The organism is Bifidobacterium pullorum subsp. gallinarum (genome assembly GCF_000741215.1).
In the GTDB taxonomy this organism is placed as follows: domain Bacteria; phylum Actinomycetota; class Actinomycetes; order Actinomycetales; family Bifidobacteriaceae; genus Bifidobacterium; species Bifidobacterium pullorum_B.
In genome coordinates, this window is record NZ_JGYX01000001.1 from 295063 (window position 1) to 311797 (window position 16735).

Genomic DNA, 16735 nt, shown 5'->3' on the forward strand with positions numbered 1-16735 from the left:
TAGCCCTCATCTCAGCCTCGCCGTTCCTGCGGATGCGGGAACCGGCGGCGAAGCCCCCGTGTCGGTTTCCGACCCTACCGCATCCCCTGTCCAAAACCGTGGCACGGCACGGCTTGCGGATACGACAAAGGGTTCCGTACCACTTGCACGCGGTACGGAACCCTTCCATATGCGCCCGTCAGCGGGCGAGCTTGTCGAGCAGCAGCGCCTCGGTGACGATGTTCTTCTTCAGGCTCGGCATCGAGATGGACTCGTTCGGGCTGTGCGCGTTGGCCTTCGGATCCTCCGGTCCGGTGACCAGCACCTGCGCCTCGGGGAAGATGCGCTGCAGATCCGGGATGAACGGGATCGAGCCGCCCTCGCCCTTGTTGACCGGGGCGACGCCGAAGGCCTCCTCCATGGCCTCCAGCGCGTCCTTGGTGGCCTCCGCGTTCGGATCCATGGCCCAGCCCATGCCGTTCTCGCCGGGGGTCACGGTCACCTCGCAACCGAACGGCGCATGCGACACCAGGAAGTCGGCCAGCGCCTGCTGTGCCTGTTCGGGGCGCTGGTTTGGCGCGGTGCGCAGCGAGAGACGGAACGTGGTCTCGTGGCTGATCACATTGAACGACCCCTCGACCGGCTGGGCGTCGAAGCCGATGACGGTCACGCTCGGCTTGGTCCACAGGCGCGAGGCCAGCGAACCGGTGCCGGCCAGACGGTAGCCGGGCAGGATGCCGGCGTCGCGGCGCACATCGGCCTCGTCCAGGTCGCGCTGCAGACCGCCGACCGGCTCCTCGGCGGCGACGCCCGGAACCTGCATCTCGCCATCGCCGTTGTACATCGAGGCGATCAGCATGGCCGCGAGCGTGTTCGCGTCCAGGATCGGGCCGCCGTACTGTCCGGAGTGCACCGGGTGCTCAAGCACGCGCACATGCACATCGAGCGTGGTGTTGCCACGCAGCGACGTGGTCAGCGAGGGGATGTCGGCGGACCAGTTGCCGGAGTCGGCCACGATGATCACATCGGCGTCAAATTCGTCGCGATGCGCCTCGATGAACGGGATGAAGCTGGGCGAGCCCATCTCCTCCTCGCCCTCGATGAACACCTTGATATTGACCTTGAGCTCGTCGCCCAACGCCTTCAACGCACCGGAGTGGATGGCGATGCCGCCGCAGTCGTCGGCCGAGCCACGGCCGAACAGGCGGTCGCCGACCTGCGTGGCCACGAACGGCTCGGTCTGCCACACGCTCGGGTCCGGAACCGGCTGCACGTCATGATGCGCATACAGCAGTACGGTCGGGGCGTCCGGATCCACGATGCGCGAGCCGATGACCTCCCAGGCACCGGGGGTGCCGTCGGCGTTGTGCGCCTGAGCCACCTGGGCGTCGATACCGACAAGACGCAGCTCCTCGGCCACGAATTCGGCGGAACGGCGCATCTGCTCGCCGGTGATGCCTTCCGCGGAGATCGACTTCAACGCGATCTTGCGCTCGATCAGTTCAACGATGCGCGGCCAGTCCTCCTCAACGCGGGACCGGATCTCATCCACGTTCACGGATGCCATGTTTCTCCTTTATATCTGGGGTTCCTGGTCTTCCAGGGCGTAGTCCTCCGCCCGCCCGGCCCTCCGCGTGCGCCGCTGCCGGCGAAATGCCGACGAATGGCCGGAATCGAGCGTCTAGACGTCACCGTAACCTGCAAGCATGACATGGAACCCGTTTAAGAAGCAGGACGAGGCACAGGTGCCCGTCGAGGAATCCGCCAAGGCCGCCAAGCCCGAGCCCACCGCCGGCAAGGGGCATGCCACCCCGAAGCGCAAGGACGCCCAGGAGCAGAACCTGCGCCCGCTGGTGCCCAAGGACCGCAAGGCCAGCGCCAAGGCCGCCAAGGCGCGCCAGCGCGAGAAGGAGAACGCCGAGTACGAGGCCATGCGCACCGGTGACATCAACCATATGCCCAAGGCCGAGCGCCTGCCGTGGCGCGTGTACATCCGCGACTATGTGGACGCCCGGTTCAACCTCGGCGAGTTCTTCATCCCGGTGGCGTTCGGCATCCTCATCCTCTCGATGGTGGTCACGTTCTTCGCGCCGATGCTGTCGCTGCCGCTTATGCTGCTGCTGTATGTGTACCTGTTCGCCGCGATCATCGATGTGGTGATCATGTGGCGCAAGCTCAAGAAGAAGCTGATCGAGAAGTTCGGCGAGCGTTCGGTGGCCAAGGGCATGCGTTCCGGCTCCTACGCGTGGAGCCGCGCCATCCAGCTGCGCCGCTGGCGTCTGCCGAAGCCCAAGTACCCCAAGCGCGGTCACTGGCCCGAGTGACGGGGGAACCCAGATCTCGCCCAAATCTCACGGGCCGCCGCACGATCGCACCGCCTGCCGGTCGCGTTCGTGCGGCGGCCTTCGTCGTATCCGGGGGCGGTGTCCGCGACGGTTTCTGCAACCGTTCCTACAATGGGACACGGCACTTCATTGGTTCACTATGCTTAGGAGGCATCGATGCCGCAGACATTCGATATCGTCGTCATTGGGGCGGGTCCCGGCGGGTACGCGACGGCGCTGCGTGCGGCGGAGCTGGGGTTGTCCGTCGCCCTGGTGGAACGCGACGCCACGCTCGGCGGCACCTGCCTGAACCGCGGGTGCATCCCCTCGAAGGCGCTGCTGACCGCCGCGCACGCGATGCACACGGCGAGGTGGGCGCCAGTCACCGGACTACAGGTGCAGGTGACCGGCTTCGATTTCGGCGCGTTACGCGACTACCGGATGCGCGCCGTGGACGCGATGGTCAAGGGTCTGGCCGGTTTGGTGGCGCATCGCGGCATCACCGTGTTCCGCGGTCAGGCTTCGCTTGCCGGCGCACGTCAGGTCACGGTCACGCCCTCCCCCGGCTGTGAGGCAGTGCTGCGGTATATCAAGGCGGGAGTGGCGGAACCGGTCGGCGACTGGATGCGGCTGGATGCGGCGAACGTGGTGCTGGCCACCGGGTCCCGCCCCCGCCCGCTGCCCGGCGAACCGTTCCGTGGCGCACTGATCGATTCCACGCAGGCTCTTGAGCAGGACACGTTCCCGGATAGTGCGATCATCATCGGCTCGGGGGCGATAGCCCTGGAGTTCGCCTCGTTGTGGAGCCAGACAGGCTGCGAGGTCACGCTGCTGATCCGCAAGGACCGGGTGCTTTCCGGCTGGGACCGCCGTACCGGCATGACGTTGACCCGCGAGCTCAAGCGCGCGGGCGTGAACGTGGTGACCCGCAGCCATGTGACCGCCGTGGATACGGGGATGAATCTCGGTGCCACCGTGCATTACACCCGCGAGGGCGAGGAAGGCGAGCGGCAGGCGTACGCGCAGCTCGTGCTGGCTGCCGTGGGCCGCGATCCGGTCACCGATTTCGATTGGCTGGCGGCGGCGGGCGTGGCACTGGACGACCGGAGCTTCGTCGTCACCGATCCCCGGGGGCGCACGTCGGTGCCGGATGTCTGGGCGGTGGGCGATATCACCGCAGGTCACGCGCTGGCGCACCGCGCGTTCGAACAGGGCATTGTGGTGGCTGAATCCATAGCGGGTCTTGATCCGCGTCCGGTTGACGAGACGACGGTGCCGCAGATCGTGTTCTCCCTGCCCGAGGCCGCGAGCGTCGGCCTGACCATGGATCAGGCGAAGGCGCGCGAGGATCTGGTCGGTGTCGGAGAGACGGTGTATCCGATGATGGGCAACGCGCGCATGATGATGAGCGATGCCGCCGGCTCGCTGTCCGTGGTGACCGGCGCCGACGCCGACGACCCCGATACGCAGCGCGTCCTCGGCGTACACATGGTGGCGCCGGATGCCAGCGATCTGATCGTGGAGGCGCAGCAGCTGGTCGGCAACCGCGTGCCGCTCGCGCAGGCCGCCCGTCTGATCCATCCGCATCCCACATTCGCGGAGGCGATGGGCGAGGCGCTGCTCAAGGCCGACGGCCGCCCGTTGCACACGCGATAGACCGGTGTTGTCACCGTGCTGCTAGACTATTGGTTCTAGTGTGTCCACTCTCACAACGAAGAAGCGAGGAATGATGGCGTCCAAGGACGAGAAGCCACAGAAGAAGCAGAGTCTGTTCAAGCAGATCGCGCAGATCTACAAGTTCACGGTTGCCGACGACAAGAAGCTGCCGTGGCTGCTGGCCGGCGCCTGGCTGGCCCCGGTGGTGCTGTTCGTGATTCTTGGCCTGGTGTTCCATTGGACGTGGCTGACGTGGATCTTCGTGATGGTGATGGCCATCATGGTCGGTGCGCTGTTCGCCACCATGACCCTGACCAACCGGGCCGACAAAGTCGGCTACGCGCATCTGGAGGGCAAGCCGGGCGCGGCCGTGAGCGTGCTGAGCAACATCAGCAAGGCCGGGTTCAACTTCCCCGAACAGCCGGTGTGGTTCGACGCCAAGACCAAGGACGCGATCTGGCGCGGCACCGGCTTCAACGGCATCTATCTGCTCGGCGAGGGCGACTACGGTCGCGTGATGCGCGCGATGGACCGTCAGGAGCATGCCATCAAGGGCGTGACGGCCGGCTCCCAGATCCCGGTGTATCGTATCTGCGTCGGCACCGGCGACAAGCAGGTCAAGCTTAAGGATCTGCGCAAGACCATCGTCAAGCAGAAGGCGTATGTGCCGTCGGGCCACAAGAACAAGCTGGTCGCCAAGATCCACCCGCGTTCCCGTTTCCTGCTCACCCAGCGTGAGCTTGACATCCTGAACGACCGTCTGCGCACGCTGCAGACCAAGCAGGGTCTGGGCATCCCGAAGGGCATCGACCCGACCCGCCCGCAGCGCGTCAGCCGTCGCGCGATGCGTGGCCGCTGACGGCCGCCGGCCTTGGTACCATCCGGCATATGAAAGAGCCGCCCGATCGGGCGGCTCTTTTGCTATCCGTCCCAGTCCCGTCATTCCTCAGTTGCCTACATGGAACAGGACACGGAAACCGATCAGGCGATCGAGACGACCTCGTAGCCGGCGTCGGCCACGGCGGCGGTGATCTGCTCGTCGGTCACATCCTCCGGCACTGTGACCTGGGCCGATTTGCCCTCCAGGCTGACCGACACGTCGCTCGCTCCCGGCAGGCCCTCCAGCGCGCGGGTGACGTGCCTGACGCAGTTGCCGCAGGTCATGCCCTCGATACCGAGTGTCTTCTTCATTGTGGTACCTCCTTGTTGGTTGGTGATTGATGGTACACCGTTCTGCCGAACCGGCGAGGACGATTCGGCGGTGCGGGACGCGTCCCGGCTGGTCTCAACACTCGTCTCGAACGTCGAGATCGCAACCGTCCCCGTCATACGGTCCGCCGCCCCGTCGGGCCCCGCCGTCTCGGACCGTGCGGCATGCTTCGGTTTGAACAGGCGCAGTCGCAGCGCGTTGCCGACCACGAACACCGAGCTGAAGCTCATCGCCAGCGCGGCGATCATCGGGTTCATCCTCAGGTCGAAGGCCGCATACCAGCAGCCGGCGGCGATTGGTATGCCGATGATGTTGTAGAAGAATGCCCAGAACAGGTTCTGCTTGATGTTGCGGATCGTGGCCTGGCTCAGCTCGATGGCGGCCGGCACGTCGTTGAGGTCGCTGCGCATCAGCACGATGTCGGCCGATTCCATCGCCACGTCGGTGCCCGCGCCGATCGCCAGCCCCACATCGGCCCGGACCAGCGCGGGGGCGTCGTTGATGCCGTCGCCCACCATCGCCACCTTCCGGCCCTCGTCCTGCAGGCGGCGCACCTCGCGCTCCTTGTCCTGCGGCAGCACGTCGGCCACCACGCGGTCCACGCCCACCTGTCGGCCGATCGCCTCGGCGGTGCGGGCGTTGTCGCCGGTCAGCATGACCACGTCGAGTCCCATCGCCCTCATGCCGGCGATGGCCTCACGGCTGGTCGGCTTGACCGTATCCGCCACGGCGATCACCCCGAGCAGGCGGCCGTCGGCGGCGAAGAACAGCGGGGTCTTCCCCTCGCCGGCCAACCGGTCGCGGACATGCTCGACCGGAGCCATATCGATGCCGGATGCCGCCATCATCGCCGCGTTACCGCCCAGGCATTCCTTGCCGTCGACGATGCCGCGCACGCCCTGGCCGGGGACCTGCTCGAATCCATCGGCATTCGGGACGGTCAGGCCGCGTCGTTCCCCCTCGGCCACGATGGCCTTGGCCAGCGGATGCTCGGACGGACGCTCCAGCGCGGCGGCGACGCGCAGCAGATCATCCACAGCAACGTCGGCGCGATGGACGACGTCGGTGACGCGCGGCTCGCCCCGCGTGATCGTGCCGGTTTTGTCCAGCACGACCGTGTCCACGCCGTGCGCGATCTCCAACGCCTCCGCGGATTTGATCAGGATGCCGTTCGCCGCGCCACGTCCGGTGCCGACCATGATGGCGGTGGGGGTGGCCAGGCCCAGCGCGCACGGGCAGGAGACCACCAGCACGGACACGGCGATGGTCAGTGCGAATTCGGGCGTCTGTCCGACGGCCAGCCAGACCGCGGCCGCGACGACGGCGATTGCGATGACGATCGGCACGAACACACCGGCCACCTTGTCGGCCAGCTTGGCGATGGGCGCCTTGGAACTCGTGGCCTCGTCGACCAACCGGATGATCTGGGCGAGCGCAGTCTCGTCGCCCACCTTGGTGGCGCGCACCGTGATGTAGCCGCTGCGGCTGGTCGTGGCCCCGATGACCGTGTCTCCGACCCGCTTGTCGACGGGCACGGATTCGCCGGTGAGCGCCGACTCGTCCACCGAGGCGGTGCCGGACAGCACCACGCCATCCGTCGGGATCGATTCCCCGGTGCGGACGACCAGCACGTCGCCCGCCTGCACCTGTTCTGCGGGGATCTCGCTCTCCACGCCGTCACGCAGTATGGTGGCCCGCTTAGGGCGCAGATCCAGCAGCGCATTGATCGCATCGGAGGTGCGGCCCTTGGCGCGGGCCTCGAAGAACTTGCCGAGCGTGATCAACGCCAGGATCGTGCCGGCGCCCTCGAAATACAGATCGTGGGAGAACTGGGAGACCGTCGCCATGTCGCCGTGGCCCAGACCGAACGCGATCTTGTACAGCGCGTAGATGCCATAGACCACCGAGGCGCCCGCGCCGAGGGCGATCAGCGCGTCCATGTTCGGCGAGCGATGCCACAGACTGGTGAACCCGCCCTTGAAGTATTGCGCGTTCACCGCCAGGATCGGCAACAGCAGCAGGAACTGGGTGAAGGCGTAGATCATCGCGTTGCCGTCGCCGAGCATGATGTCCGGCAGCGGCCAGCCCATCATATGGCCCATCGCCAGGTAGAACAGGGGCACCGCGAACACGAAGGACCAGATCACGCGGCGGCGCATCGCGCGGTACTGCCGACGCGCCCTGTCCGCCGGCGTCTCCGTCTGCCCCGACGTCGCCTTCCCCGTAGCCTCCTGGACCCGGAGGGCGGCACCGTACCCGGCCTGCTCCACCGCCTGCACGATCTGGTGGCTGTTCAGATCCGACTCGTCGTACTCAACGGTCATGCTGTTCGTCAGCAGGTTCACCGACACCTGCCGGACACCCGGCAGCGCGTTGACCGCCTTCTGGACATGCGCCTGGCACGCCGCACAGGTCATGCCGGTCACGTCGTAGCGTTCCTGGGTCATCCGTCCCTCCTCTCCTTTCCAGGCCTGATATACCTCAAATTAGCATCGGATCGCCCGCTATCCGCCCTCGGCATACCCCTCTTGCGCGCCGGCACGAAACATTCCCGTAACCCAATGGGCGCATACGCGAAACCATATCTTCTACACTTGGAACTCGTAACCATCCCATGTGAAAGGAGCGGTCCAGTGACTGCAATCAAGACCAAGGCCGATGCCGAGGCGCTGATCAACCAGGAGGGCGTGGAATACGTCTCCGTCCGTTTCACCGATCTCATCGGCGTCCAGCAGCACTTCACGGTGCCCGCGAGCGAGTTCCTCAAGGATGCCTTCGACGAGGGCATGCCGTTCGACGGCTCCTCGGTGGAAGGCTTCCAGGCCATCAACGAGTCCGATATGAAGCTCGTGCCGGACGTCGAGACCGCGTACATCGATCCGTTCCGCAAGCATAAGACCCTGAACGTGGCGTTCTCGATCGTCGACCCGCTGACCGACGAACCGTATTCGCGTGACCCGCGTCAGGTCGCCGCCAAGGCCGAGGCCTATCTGAAGGCCACCGGCATCGCCGACGTGGCGTACTTCGCCCCCGAGGCCGAGTTCTTCATCTTCGACAAGGTGCGTTTCGAGAACTCGATGCAGCGCTCCTTCTACGAGGTCGACTCCGTCGAGGCCCCGTGGAACACCGGCAACGATGTGGAAGAGGACGGCACCCCGAACATCGGGTTCAAGAACCGCGTCAAGCGCGGCTACTTCCCGGTGCCACCGTGCGACCACACCCAGGATCTGCGCGATGACATGGTCGCCAACCTGCAGAAGGTCGGGCTGGTGCTTGAGCGTTCGCACCACGAGGTGGCGGGCGCCGGCCAGCAGGAGATCAACTACCGCTTCAACTCGCTGCAGCACGCCGGCGACGATCTGATGAAGTACAAGTATGTGGTCCATGAGACCGCGTTCCTGGCGGGCAAGGCCGCCACCTTCATGCCCAAGCCGATCGCCGGCGACAACGGCACCGGCATGCACTGCCATCAGTCGCTGTGGAAGGACGGCAAGCCGCTGTTCTACGACGAGCAGGGCTACGGCGGTCTGTCCGATCTCGCCCGCTGGTACATCGGCGGCCTGATCAAGCATTCGTCGTCGGTGCTGGCGTTCACCAACCCGTCGCTGAACTCCTACCACCGTCTGGTCCCGGGCTTCGAGGCGCCGGTCAACCTGGTGTACTCGGCCCGCAACCGTTCGGCCGCCATCCGCATCCCGCTGGCCGGCACCTCCCCCGCCGCCAAGCGCATCGAGTTCCGCGCGCCGGATCCGTCCTCCAACCCGTTCCTGGCGTTCTCGGCCCAGCTCATGGCCGGTCTGGACGGTATCCTCAACCACATCGAACCGCCGGCTCCGGTGGATAAGGATCTGTACGAGCTGCCGCCGGAGGAGCATGCCGGCATCAAGCAGGTGCCGAGCTCGCTCGCCGAGGCGATGGACGCGCTGGAGGAGGATCACGACTTCCTGACCGCCGGTGACGTGTTCACCGACGATCTGATCGAGACGTGGATCGACCTGAAGCGTGGCGAGATCGATCAGGCTCGCCTGGTTCCGACCCCGCTGGAATACGAGCTCTACTTCCACATCTGACCTGTAGCGTGATTCGCTCAGCAAAAGGCCCCGGCTGGATGAGCCGGGGCCTTTTGTTCGCGCGAGTACCCAATCCGATTCGCACCTATGCGAAGCCCGAACCGTAAATCATCTCACACTATGAGACAACCCGTTCGATGAACCACCGCTCGTGCGAGACGACGATCAACGCGCCCGGATAGTCGGCGAGCACTCTGGCCAGCGCCTCCTTGGAGCCCAGGTCCAGGTGGTTGGTCGGCTCGTCCATCACGATCAGTTCCGGCCGGTCGAGCAGCCCCAGGCAGAGCAGCAGCTTGCGCAGCTCGCCGGGCGAGGGGTTCTCCCCCGTCAGCAGCTTGTCCGGGTCGGCGTTCAGCTGGGCGACCGACGACAGCACCCGGGCGCGCTGCTCAGCCGGCAACCCTGTCAGTCGCGTCATCGCGCGCCGTGCGTCGTCGCTGGTCGTGTTCTGGGCGATGCTCAGCGTCCGCACGTCGGCGGCCGCCCGCAGCAGCGCCCCGATGATTGTGGACTTGCCCAACCCGTTCGGACCGGTCAGACCGATATGGTCGCGCGGACCGACGCTCAGCAACGGGATGCGCACGCCCACGATGCCTCCGGCACGGTCATGGTCGTCGCCCTCCGCCGAGACGCGCCACAGTCCGCCATCGACGTGCAGATGCGAGCATTCCCCCGCACAATCGGGAGAGCCGTCCGGACGCGGTGTCCGGTCGTCCGCCAACGCCTCGTCATCGATGGGTGTCGTGTCCCCGAACCTCACGACGCCGGGGCCGATCCGTATCAGTTCCGCACGGTGGCTGGGCGCGGCGTCCATCCAGATGTCGCCGTCGTATCGCTTGGCCGCGACGCTCAGCGATGCGGCCTTGCGTTCGGCGGCGGCGATGCGTCCATTCAGCTGGGCGTAGGCCCGCGACGCGCCGGAGTCCAGACTCGTGGCCTTGGCCAGATGCAGGGCGCCGCGCGCATCGTGATCCTTGGGGTCGATGCGTCGGCCGCCGTTGTCCCTGGCCGCGTTCGCATGCTGGACCTGCCGGAAACGTTCGGCCTGCGCGCCGCACAGCCGCTCGTGCTCGCGGCGGGCGGACCGCAGCAGCCCGGCGTCGCGCTCATCGTTGGCCCGCCGCTGGGCGTTGGCCTGCGTATAGCCGCCCTGATAGACGTTGGCCACGGTCACGTTGCGATGGCCGACGTGCCTGCGCTCGAATATCAGGCTCCGTCCGCAGGTGGCGTCGATCAGGTCCGCGTCGTGCGAGATGAGCACGCCGATGCCCCGGAATCCCCGCATCGGGGGCAAGGCGTCCGGTGGCGATGGCGGCCAGGGTCGATTTGCCGATGCCGTTGTCGCCGAGCACGGCGGTCCACCCTTGGGGGAAGGAGACCGAGATGTCCTCAAACAGCGGCTCGGGGGTACCCGGATAGGTGAAGTCGATATGGGATAGTGTCAGCATGATGGGTTGCGCCATGGTGTTCCTCTCGGGCGCGCCGCAAACGGATAGGGTCGATGGCGACTGCTGAAGGCATAGGATGGGTGCGGCGGCGCGCCACAATGCGCATCGCCATCCGCAACAGTCATCCTATCGGCTGAGCAATGTCCCGATCATCCTTCCGCTGAGCCTCCTTGGCATATGGGGAGGCCATCCGACATACCGCCCTCCAGTATATAGCCGCCGATGACGGAATCGCCAATACCGGCCGGGCCAAGCCCCTAGGCCATCAGGCGCTCGGCCACGGACTTGAAGATGCGGCCCAGGCCGTCGGTCCTCAGGGAGCCGTCCCTGTTGAGCACGGCGGGACGCCCCGACTCGCCGGTCTCACGGATCTCGGGGACCAGCGGCAGCCGGCCCATCAGCGGCACGTCATAGCCCAGCGCCCGGGTCAGCTGATCGGAGACGCGCTCGCCGCCGCCGTTGCCGAAGATCTCCAGCCGCTCGCCCTTGTAGTCGAACCAGCTCATGTTCTCGACCACGCCGCGCACCGTCATCGGCACCTGCAACGCCACCAGTCCGGAGCGCACGGCCACGTCGGAGGCGCTGGGCTGCGGGGTGGTGACGACGACCAGTTCCGCGTTCGGCAGGGTCTGCGCCACCGAGATCGCCATGTCGCCGGTGCCGGGCGCCAGGTCGAGCAGCAGCACGTCCGGTTCTCCCCACCATACGTCGGAGAGGAACTGTTCCAGGGAGCGCTGCAGTCTGGGTCCGCGCCACAGGATCGCCCGGTCGGCCCCGGCGAACATGCCGATGGAGATCAACTTGACGCCCCATGCGGTCACGGGCATCAGCATGCCGTTGAGATTGGTCGGCTGCGAGTGCACGCCGAACAGACCCGGCAGGGAGAATCCGTAGATGTCGGCGTCGATGGCGGCCGTGTCATAGCCGAGCGCGGCGAATGTGGCGGCCAGGTTGGCGGTGACCGACGATTTGCCGACGCCGCCCTTGCCGGAGGCGATGGCGAAGATGCGGGTCTTGCTGTCCGGCTTGGTGAACGGGTTCTGCCGCCGTTCCGCCTTGAGTCTGTTCACGAGCTCGGCGAGTTTGTCGTCGTCCATCGTGGAGACCTCGATATGCGGGATCAGATCGGCGTCCGGATAAGAGGCGACTGCCGCATTGATCCGATGGGTGATCGCATCCGACAGCGGGCAGCCCTCCACGGTAAGTTCCACGTGCACGGTCACGTCATAGACGCCATCCGCGGCGGGCGTGACCTCAATCGCCGGGATCATGCCCAGTTCGGTGATCGACCGCCCCAGTTCGGGGTCGATGACCTTGCTCAGCCGGTCGTAGATGTCGGCTTCGATCCGTTCCATGGCTCCTCCTCGCGTCGGCCGCTGCTTGGGCATGCTTCCACCCTAGCGTGCGATCGCACGCCATGCCAGAGCGACGCCCCGCCGTGTCGGCCAGGCCGGCGGGAGCGCCGTGCGCTGGTTCAGTCGAAGCAGTAGGCGGTCACGATCGGCTCGCGGCCGGTGGTGACGTCGGTGAAGTATTCGTACAGGCTGATGCCGAGCATGCTGCCGCCCAGGTTGACCACATTCGTGAACCCGTGCCCCTGCAGCAGGCGGACGGCGTTGTAGCTGGTCTGCGATGATCGGCAGTTCAGGTACACCGGCCGGTCGGTGGGGATCTCGTCCAGCCGCCCGCGCATCTGCGTGAGCGGGATATTGACAGCGCCCTTGAGATGGCCCTTGGCGAAGGCACCGGGTTCGCGCACGTCGATGATCGTCGCCCCGGATTCCACGAGTGCGCGCGCCTGGTCCACATGGGTCTGCCGGTAGTCGCCGCCCAGCAGGTTGCCGGCCACGAGCGCGGCCACGTTGACCGGGTCCTTGGCGTTGGAGAACGGCGGCGCGTAGCACAGTTCCAGGTCGCGCAGATCGTCCACGACGGCGCCGAACTTGATGGCCGTGGCCACCACGTCGATGCGTTTGGCGGCATCCCCCTGCCCGATGGCCTGCGCGCCGAGCACGCGTCCGGTCGGCACCTCGAAGATCAGCTTGACATGCAGCGGCCGCGAGTCCGGCATCAGCGAGACCTTGTCCTGCGGGATGACGTACGCGTAGTCGTAGCGCAGCCCCTCGCGCTCGCACTGCGCGGCGGTCAGCCCGGTGCCGGCCGCGTTCCATTCGAACACCTTGATGCAGTTGGATCCGATGTATCCGGTGTTGCGCACGGCGCGGCCGCAGATGTGGTCGGCGACCTGCCGCGCTTGCTTCTGCGCGGGTCCGGCGAGCTGGAGCATCATCGGGCGATGGGTCAGCGCGTTCGTGACCTCGATGGCGTCGCCGATCGCGTAGATGTCCGGGTCGTTCGTCCGGTAGGAGGCGTCGGTCAGGATCGCCCCGCGCCCGTTCACGTCCAGTCCGGCGTCGGCGGCGAGCGCCGTGTCCGGCCGGATGCCGACGGCCATGACGACGGCCTGTCCTTCGATTACGCGCCCGGAGGCCAGGGTCAGGTCGTTGCCCTCGCAGCGGGTCACCTGGTCGCCGACGATGAGGTTCACGCCGTGGTCGAGCAGGGCCTTGTGCAGGATCTGGACCATGTCTTGGTCGAAGGTGTTCAGGATCTGCGGTGCGGCCTCCACCAGCGAGACCTGATACCCCGCTTCGACGAGGTTGACCGCGGCCTCCACGCCGATGAACCCGCCGCCGACCACGCTGACGCGCGTCACGCCGCGTTCGGTCAGGAACGTGTGCAGACGGTCGACGTCGGTGACGGTTTTCAGCGTGAACACGTCGGCCTGGTCGACGCCGGGGATGGGCGGGACGATGGCCCGTGCGCCCGGCGAGAGGATGAGTTTGTCGTACGACTCGTCGTACTCGGTGCCGTCGGTCAGGTTCCGGACGCGGACGGTGCGCGAGTCGCGGTCGATGGCGACGGCCTCGCTGTTGACGCGCGCGCCGATGCGGTACCGTGCGGCGAAGGCCTGCGGGGTCATCATGACGAGTTTGCCGGTGCTGTCGACGGTGCCGCTCAGGCGGAACGGCAGGCTGCAATTGGAGAACGAGACGTGCGGCCCCTTGTCGAGCATGACGATCTCGGCCCGCTCGTCCAACCGGCGCAGACGCGTCGCCGCGGTGGCGCCTGCCGCCACGCCTCCGATGATCACGACCTTCATGGCAACCTCCTTGCACACCATGGGCTCATCCCGCGAGCCGACGTCTTCCTTCAGCATAACCCGCGACCGTTGGCCGTGGCGGCGACCCGCGCCGGATCGACCGATCCGGCGCATCATCTGCGGCGGTCACGCCTCGCCGGTTTCCAGCAGTCGCTTGAAGCCGTCCTCGTCGAGCATCGGCAGCCCCAGTTCCTCGGCCTTGGCGGCCTTGGATCCGGCGTTCGCGCCGACGACGACGTAGTCGGTCTTCCTGCTGACCGATCCGGCCGCCTTGCCGCCGCGGGCGATGATTGCCTCCTTGGCGGAGTCGCGCGAGAAGTCCTCGAGCGAGCCGGTGACCACCACGGTCTTGCCGGTCAGGGTCTGCGGCAGGTCGTTGGTCTCCACAGTGGTGCCGACGCCGGCCGCGCGCCACGCCTTCAGGATCGCGCCGCGCCAGTCGCCGTCCTCGCGTGCCGCGGCGAACCAGTGCACCACCGATTCGGCGATCTCCGGGCCGATGCCGTCGATCTGCGAGAGGTCCTCCGCGGTGGCGTTCGCGATCGCGTCGAGCGAGCCGAACGCGGAGGCGACCAGCCGCGCGGTGGGCGGGCCCAGGCGTCGGATCGACAACGCCACGAGCACGCGCCACAGGTCCGCATGTCGGGCCTTCTCGATCTCGTCGAGCATCTTGCGCGTGTTCTCCATCGGCCTGGTGATGATCGGCTGGACGCCCGTCCCCTTCGTCTCCGTGCGCACGACAACCGCATCGGATGGCACGTCGTACCCCGGATACGTCGTCGCCCCTGCGCGGTCGGCGCGGCTCTCCGCATCCGTCGGCTCCCCGGTATACCCGTCCGTGTTTTCCGACGCGCTCTCCCGTTCGGCCAATTGTTTGGCGGTGAGCTTCCGGGCGGGGGCCGGCGCGGTCCAGAACGCCTCGGTCTGGTACCACAGTCCGCTGCCGCCGATGCGCTTGCGCACCTTCTTGCGCGCGCCGTTCGCTCCGACGCTTTCGCGCACCTCGATGATCGGGATCTCGCGCCAGACGCGCACGTCGCGCAGGTCGTCCACGTTCAGGTCGAACAGTCCGGCCTCGCTGGTCAGCACGGGGGTCTGCGCCGGCGGCAGCGTCAGACCCGGAACCGGCTCGTAGTCGGCCGGTTCCTCGCCGGGCGCCACCACGATCTCGTGCCGGGTCCCGCCCAGGTGCGGGGCATACAGCTCCACCGCATCGGGGCGGTTCTCCTCGGGATTGGTCAGGGCGATGGCGCTCTGATCGCCCAGGTGTTCGATGTCGAAGGCCTTGCGCGAGGCCAGGTTGATGATGCGTTCGGTCAGCTGCGCCGGGCAGCTCTCCACATTCGGGCAGCGAATGTCCTTGTCGCCCTCCTTGGCCGGGGCGAGTCTGGCCCCGCAGGAGGGGCAGCGCTCCGGCATGACGAATTCGCGCAGCCGCTCCTCGCGCCCTTTGCGGCGTTCCAGCACCGGTCCGACCAGTTCGGGGATCACGTCGCCGGCCTTGCGCACGACGACCGTGTCCCCGATGAGCACGCCCTTGCGTTTGACCTCGAAGGGGTTGTGCAGGGTCGTGCGGGCCACGGTGGAGCCGGCCACATGCACGGGTTTCAGGATGGCGACCGGCGTGACGCGGCCGGTGCGGCCGACCTGCACGGTGATGTCGAGCAGTTCGGTGTTGACCTCCTCCGGCGGGTATTTGTAGGCGACCGCCCAGCGCGGGGCGCGCGAGGTGGCCCCCAGCGCGCGCTGCAGCGCCAGGTCGTCGACCTTGACCACGATGCCGTCGAGCGCGTGTTCGATGTCGCCGCGGTGTTCGCCGTAGTAGTCGATCATCTCCAGGACCTCGTCGAAGGTGGAGACGGTGCGGTTGTGCGGGGAGACGGGGATGCCCCACTTGCGGTACAGGTCGTAGGCCTGCGACTGGTCGGCGATCTCGTCGTGCGAGCCGGCGGCGCGTCCGGCGCCCCAGTCGAGTCGGCCGATGCCGTGCGCATAGAAGCTCAGGCGACGCGTGGCGGTGATGCGCGGGTCCTTCTGCCGCAGCGATCCGGCCGCGGCGTTCCGCGGATTGGCGAACGGCGCACGTCCCGCGTCCGCGTTCTCATCGTTCAGGGCCCGGAAGTCGTCCCACCGCATGAACACCTCGCCGCGGATCTCCACGAAGTCGGGGACGTCCGAGGAATCGCCGCCCAGGGTCTGCGGGATCGAGGCGATGGTGCGCACGTTCAGCGTGATGTCCTCGCCGGTCACACCGTCGCCGCGGGTCAGTCCCTGTTCGAGCACGCCGCCGCGGTAGATGAGGTTCAGCGCCAGGCCGTCGATCTTGACCTCGCAGCTCATCGGCAGCGCCCGGCCCTCGGGCCAGTCCAGGTCGCGGCGCACGCCGTCGTACCAGTCACGCAGCTCCTCGATCGAGAACACGTCGTCCAGGCTCATCATGCGCGAGGGATGTCGGACCGAGGCGAACTCGTTCGAGAACGTGCCCCCGACGCGGTGCGTGGGCGACTGCGGCGAATCCAGCGAGGGGAACGCCGCCTCCAACGCCTTCAGGCAGCGCATGCGCGCATCGTAGGCGGCGTCGGAGGACACCGGCGCATCGTCGATGTAGTAGGCGATCTGGTCGGACTCCACCCACGCGGCCACCTTGGCCCACAGCCGGGCCGCATCGTCCGCGTCCAACGCGGACGCATCCAGCGCGGACAGCCGCATCGCGTCCGCGTCGTTCGCCTGCAGCGCGCCGATCCAGGCCTCCGACCCGGGGGCGAACGCTGCGGCGCCGGTCGGTACCTCCGCTTCGGCCGGCGTCTGCTCCGAGCCGTCGACAACGTCGAAATCCCACGCCAGCTGTTCGGATTCAGGGCTGGAAGGCGTCCTGCTCATCGTTG

General features: G+C 67.1%; 11 protein-coding genes. 4 read left to right on the forward strand and 7 right to left on the reverse strand.

What is annotated here, in order from left to right; genetic code table 11:
• Positions 1 to 178: 178 nt before the first annotated feature.
• Positions 179 to 1546, reverse strand: coding sequence for a dipeptidase (locus BIGA_RS01395; RefSeq protein ID WP_033505860.1), 1368 nt, complete (start codon positions 1544 to 1546; stop codon positions 179 to 181).
• A 139-nt stretch (positions 1547 to 1685) separates the two neighbouring features.
• Between BIGA_RS01395 and BIGA_RS01400 the strand changes: the two genes are divergently transcribed.
• From BIGA_RS01400 to BIGA_RS01410, 3 genes are all read left to right on the forward strand, one after another.
• A complete protein-coding gene (locus tag BIGA_RS01400) occupies positions 1686 to 2303 on the forward strand; it encodes a DUF3043 domain-containing protein (protein ID WP_033505862.1) in 618 nt (205 codons plus the stop codon).
• 177 nt (positions 2304 to 2480) lie between these two features.
• A complete protein-coding gene (locus BIGA_RS01405) occupies positions 2481 to 3959 on the forward strand; it encodes a dihydrolipoyl dehydrogenase family protein (protein ID WP_033505864.1) in 1479 nt (492 codons plus the stop codon).
• Between the two features lie 73 nt (positions 3960 to 4032).
• Complete coding sequence (locus tag BIGA_RS01410) at positions 4033 to 4818, forward strand: DUF4191 domain-containing protein (protein WP_033505938.1); 786 nt, start codon at positions 4033 to 4035, stop codon at positions 4816 to 4818.
• A 122-nt stretch (positions 4819 to 4940) separates the two neighbouring features.
• On the opposite strand, the gene BIGA_RS01415 is transcribed toward BIGA_RS01410, so the two are convergent.
• Entirely contained in the window at positions 4941 to 7616 is a 2676-nt protein-coding gene (locus BIGA_RS01415) for a heavy metal translocating P-type ATPase (RefSeq protein ID WP_033505865.1), read from the reverse strand.
• 186 nt (positions 7617 to 7802) lie between these two features.
• Here BIGA_RS01415 and glnA point away from each other — a divergent pair, with 186 nt between their 5' ends.
• Positions 7803 to 9239 (forward strand): type I glutamate--ammonia ligase, encoded by a 1437-nt coding sequence (glnA, locus tag BIGA_RS01420; RefSeq protein WP_033505867.1) that lies wholly within the window; start codon positions 7803 to 7805, stop codon positions 9237 to 9239.
• Positions 9240 to 9357: 118 nt separating this feature from the next.
• On the opposite strand, the gene BIGA_RS01425 is transcribed toward glnA, so the two are convergent.
• From BIGA_RS01425 to ligA, 5 genes are all read right to left on the reverse strand, one after another.
• Positions 9358 to 10413 (reverse strand): ATP-binding cassette domain-containing protein, encoded by a 1056-nt coding sequence (locus tag BIGA_RS01425; RefSeq protein WP_237744010.1) that lies wholly within the window; start codon positions 10411 to 10413, stop codon positions 9358 to 9360.
• Positions 10346 to 10702 carry an ATP-binding cassette domain-containing protein gene (locus tag BIGA_RS10185; protein WP_337588866.1) on the reverse strand — a complete coding sequence of 119 codons (357 nt, stop codon included), beginning with the start codon at positions 10700 to 10702 and terminating at the stop codon, positions 10346 to 10348. Before BIGA_RS10185 ends, BIGA_RS01425 begins: the two co-directional genes overlap by 68 nt.
• Positions 10703 to 10944: 242 nt before the next feature.
• Complete coding sequence (locus tag BIGA_RS01430) at positions 10945 to 12042, reverse strand: Mrp/NBP35 family ATP-binding protein (RefSeq protein WP_033505870.1); 1098 nt, start codon at positions 12040 to 12042, stop codon at positions 10945 to 10947.
• A gap of 119 nt (positions 12043 to 12161) precedes the next feature.
• Complete coding sequence (locus BIGA_RS01435) at positions 12162 to 13850, reverse strand: FAD-dependent oxidoreductase (RefSeq protein ID WP_033505939.1); 1689 nt, start codon at positions 13848 to 13850, stop codon at positions 12162 to 12164.
• 126 nt (positions 13851 to 13976) lie between these two features.
• Complete coding sequence (ligA, locus tag BIGA_RS01440) at positions 13977 to 16730, reverse strand: NAD-dependent DNA ligase LigA (RefSeq protein WP_033505872.1); 2754 nt, start codon at positions 16728 to 16730, stop codon at positions 13977 to 13979.
• Positions 16731 to 16735 lie beyond the last annotated feature (5 nt).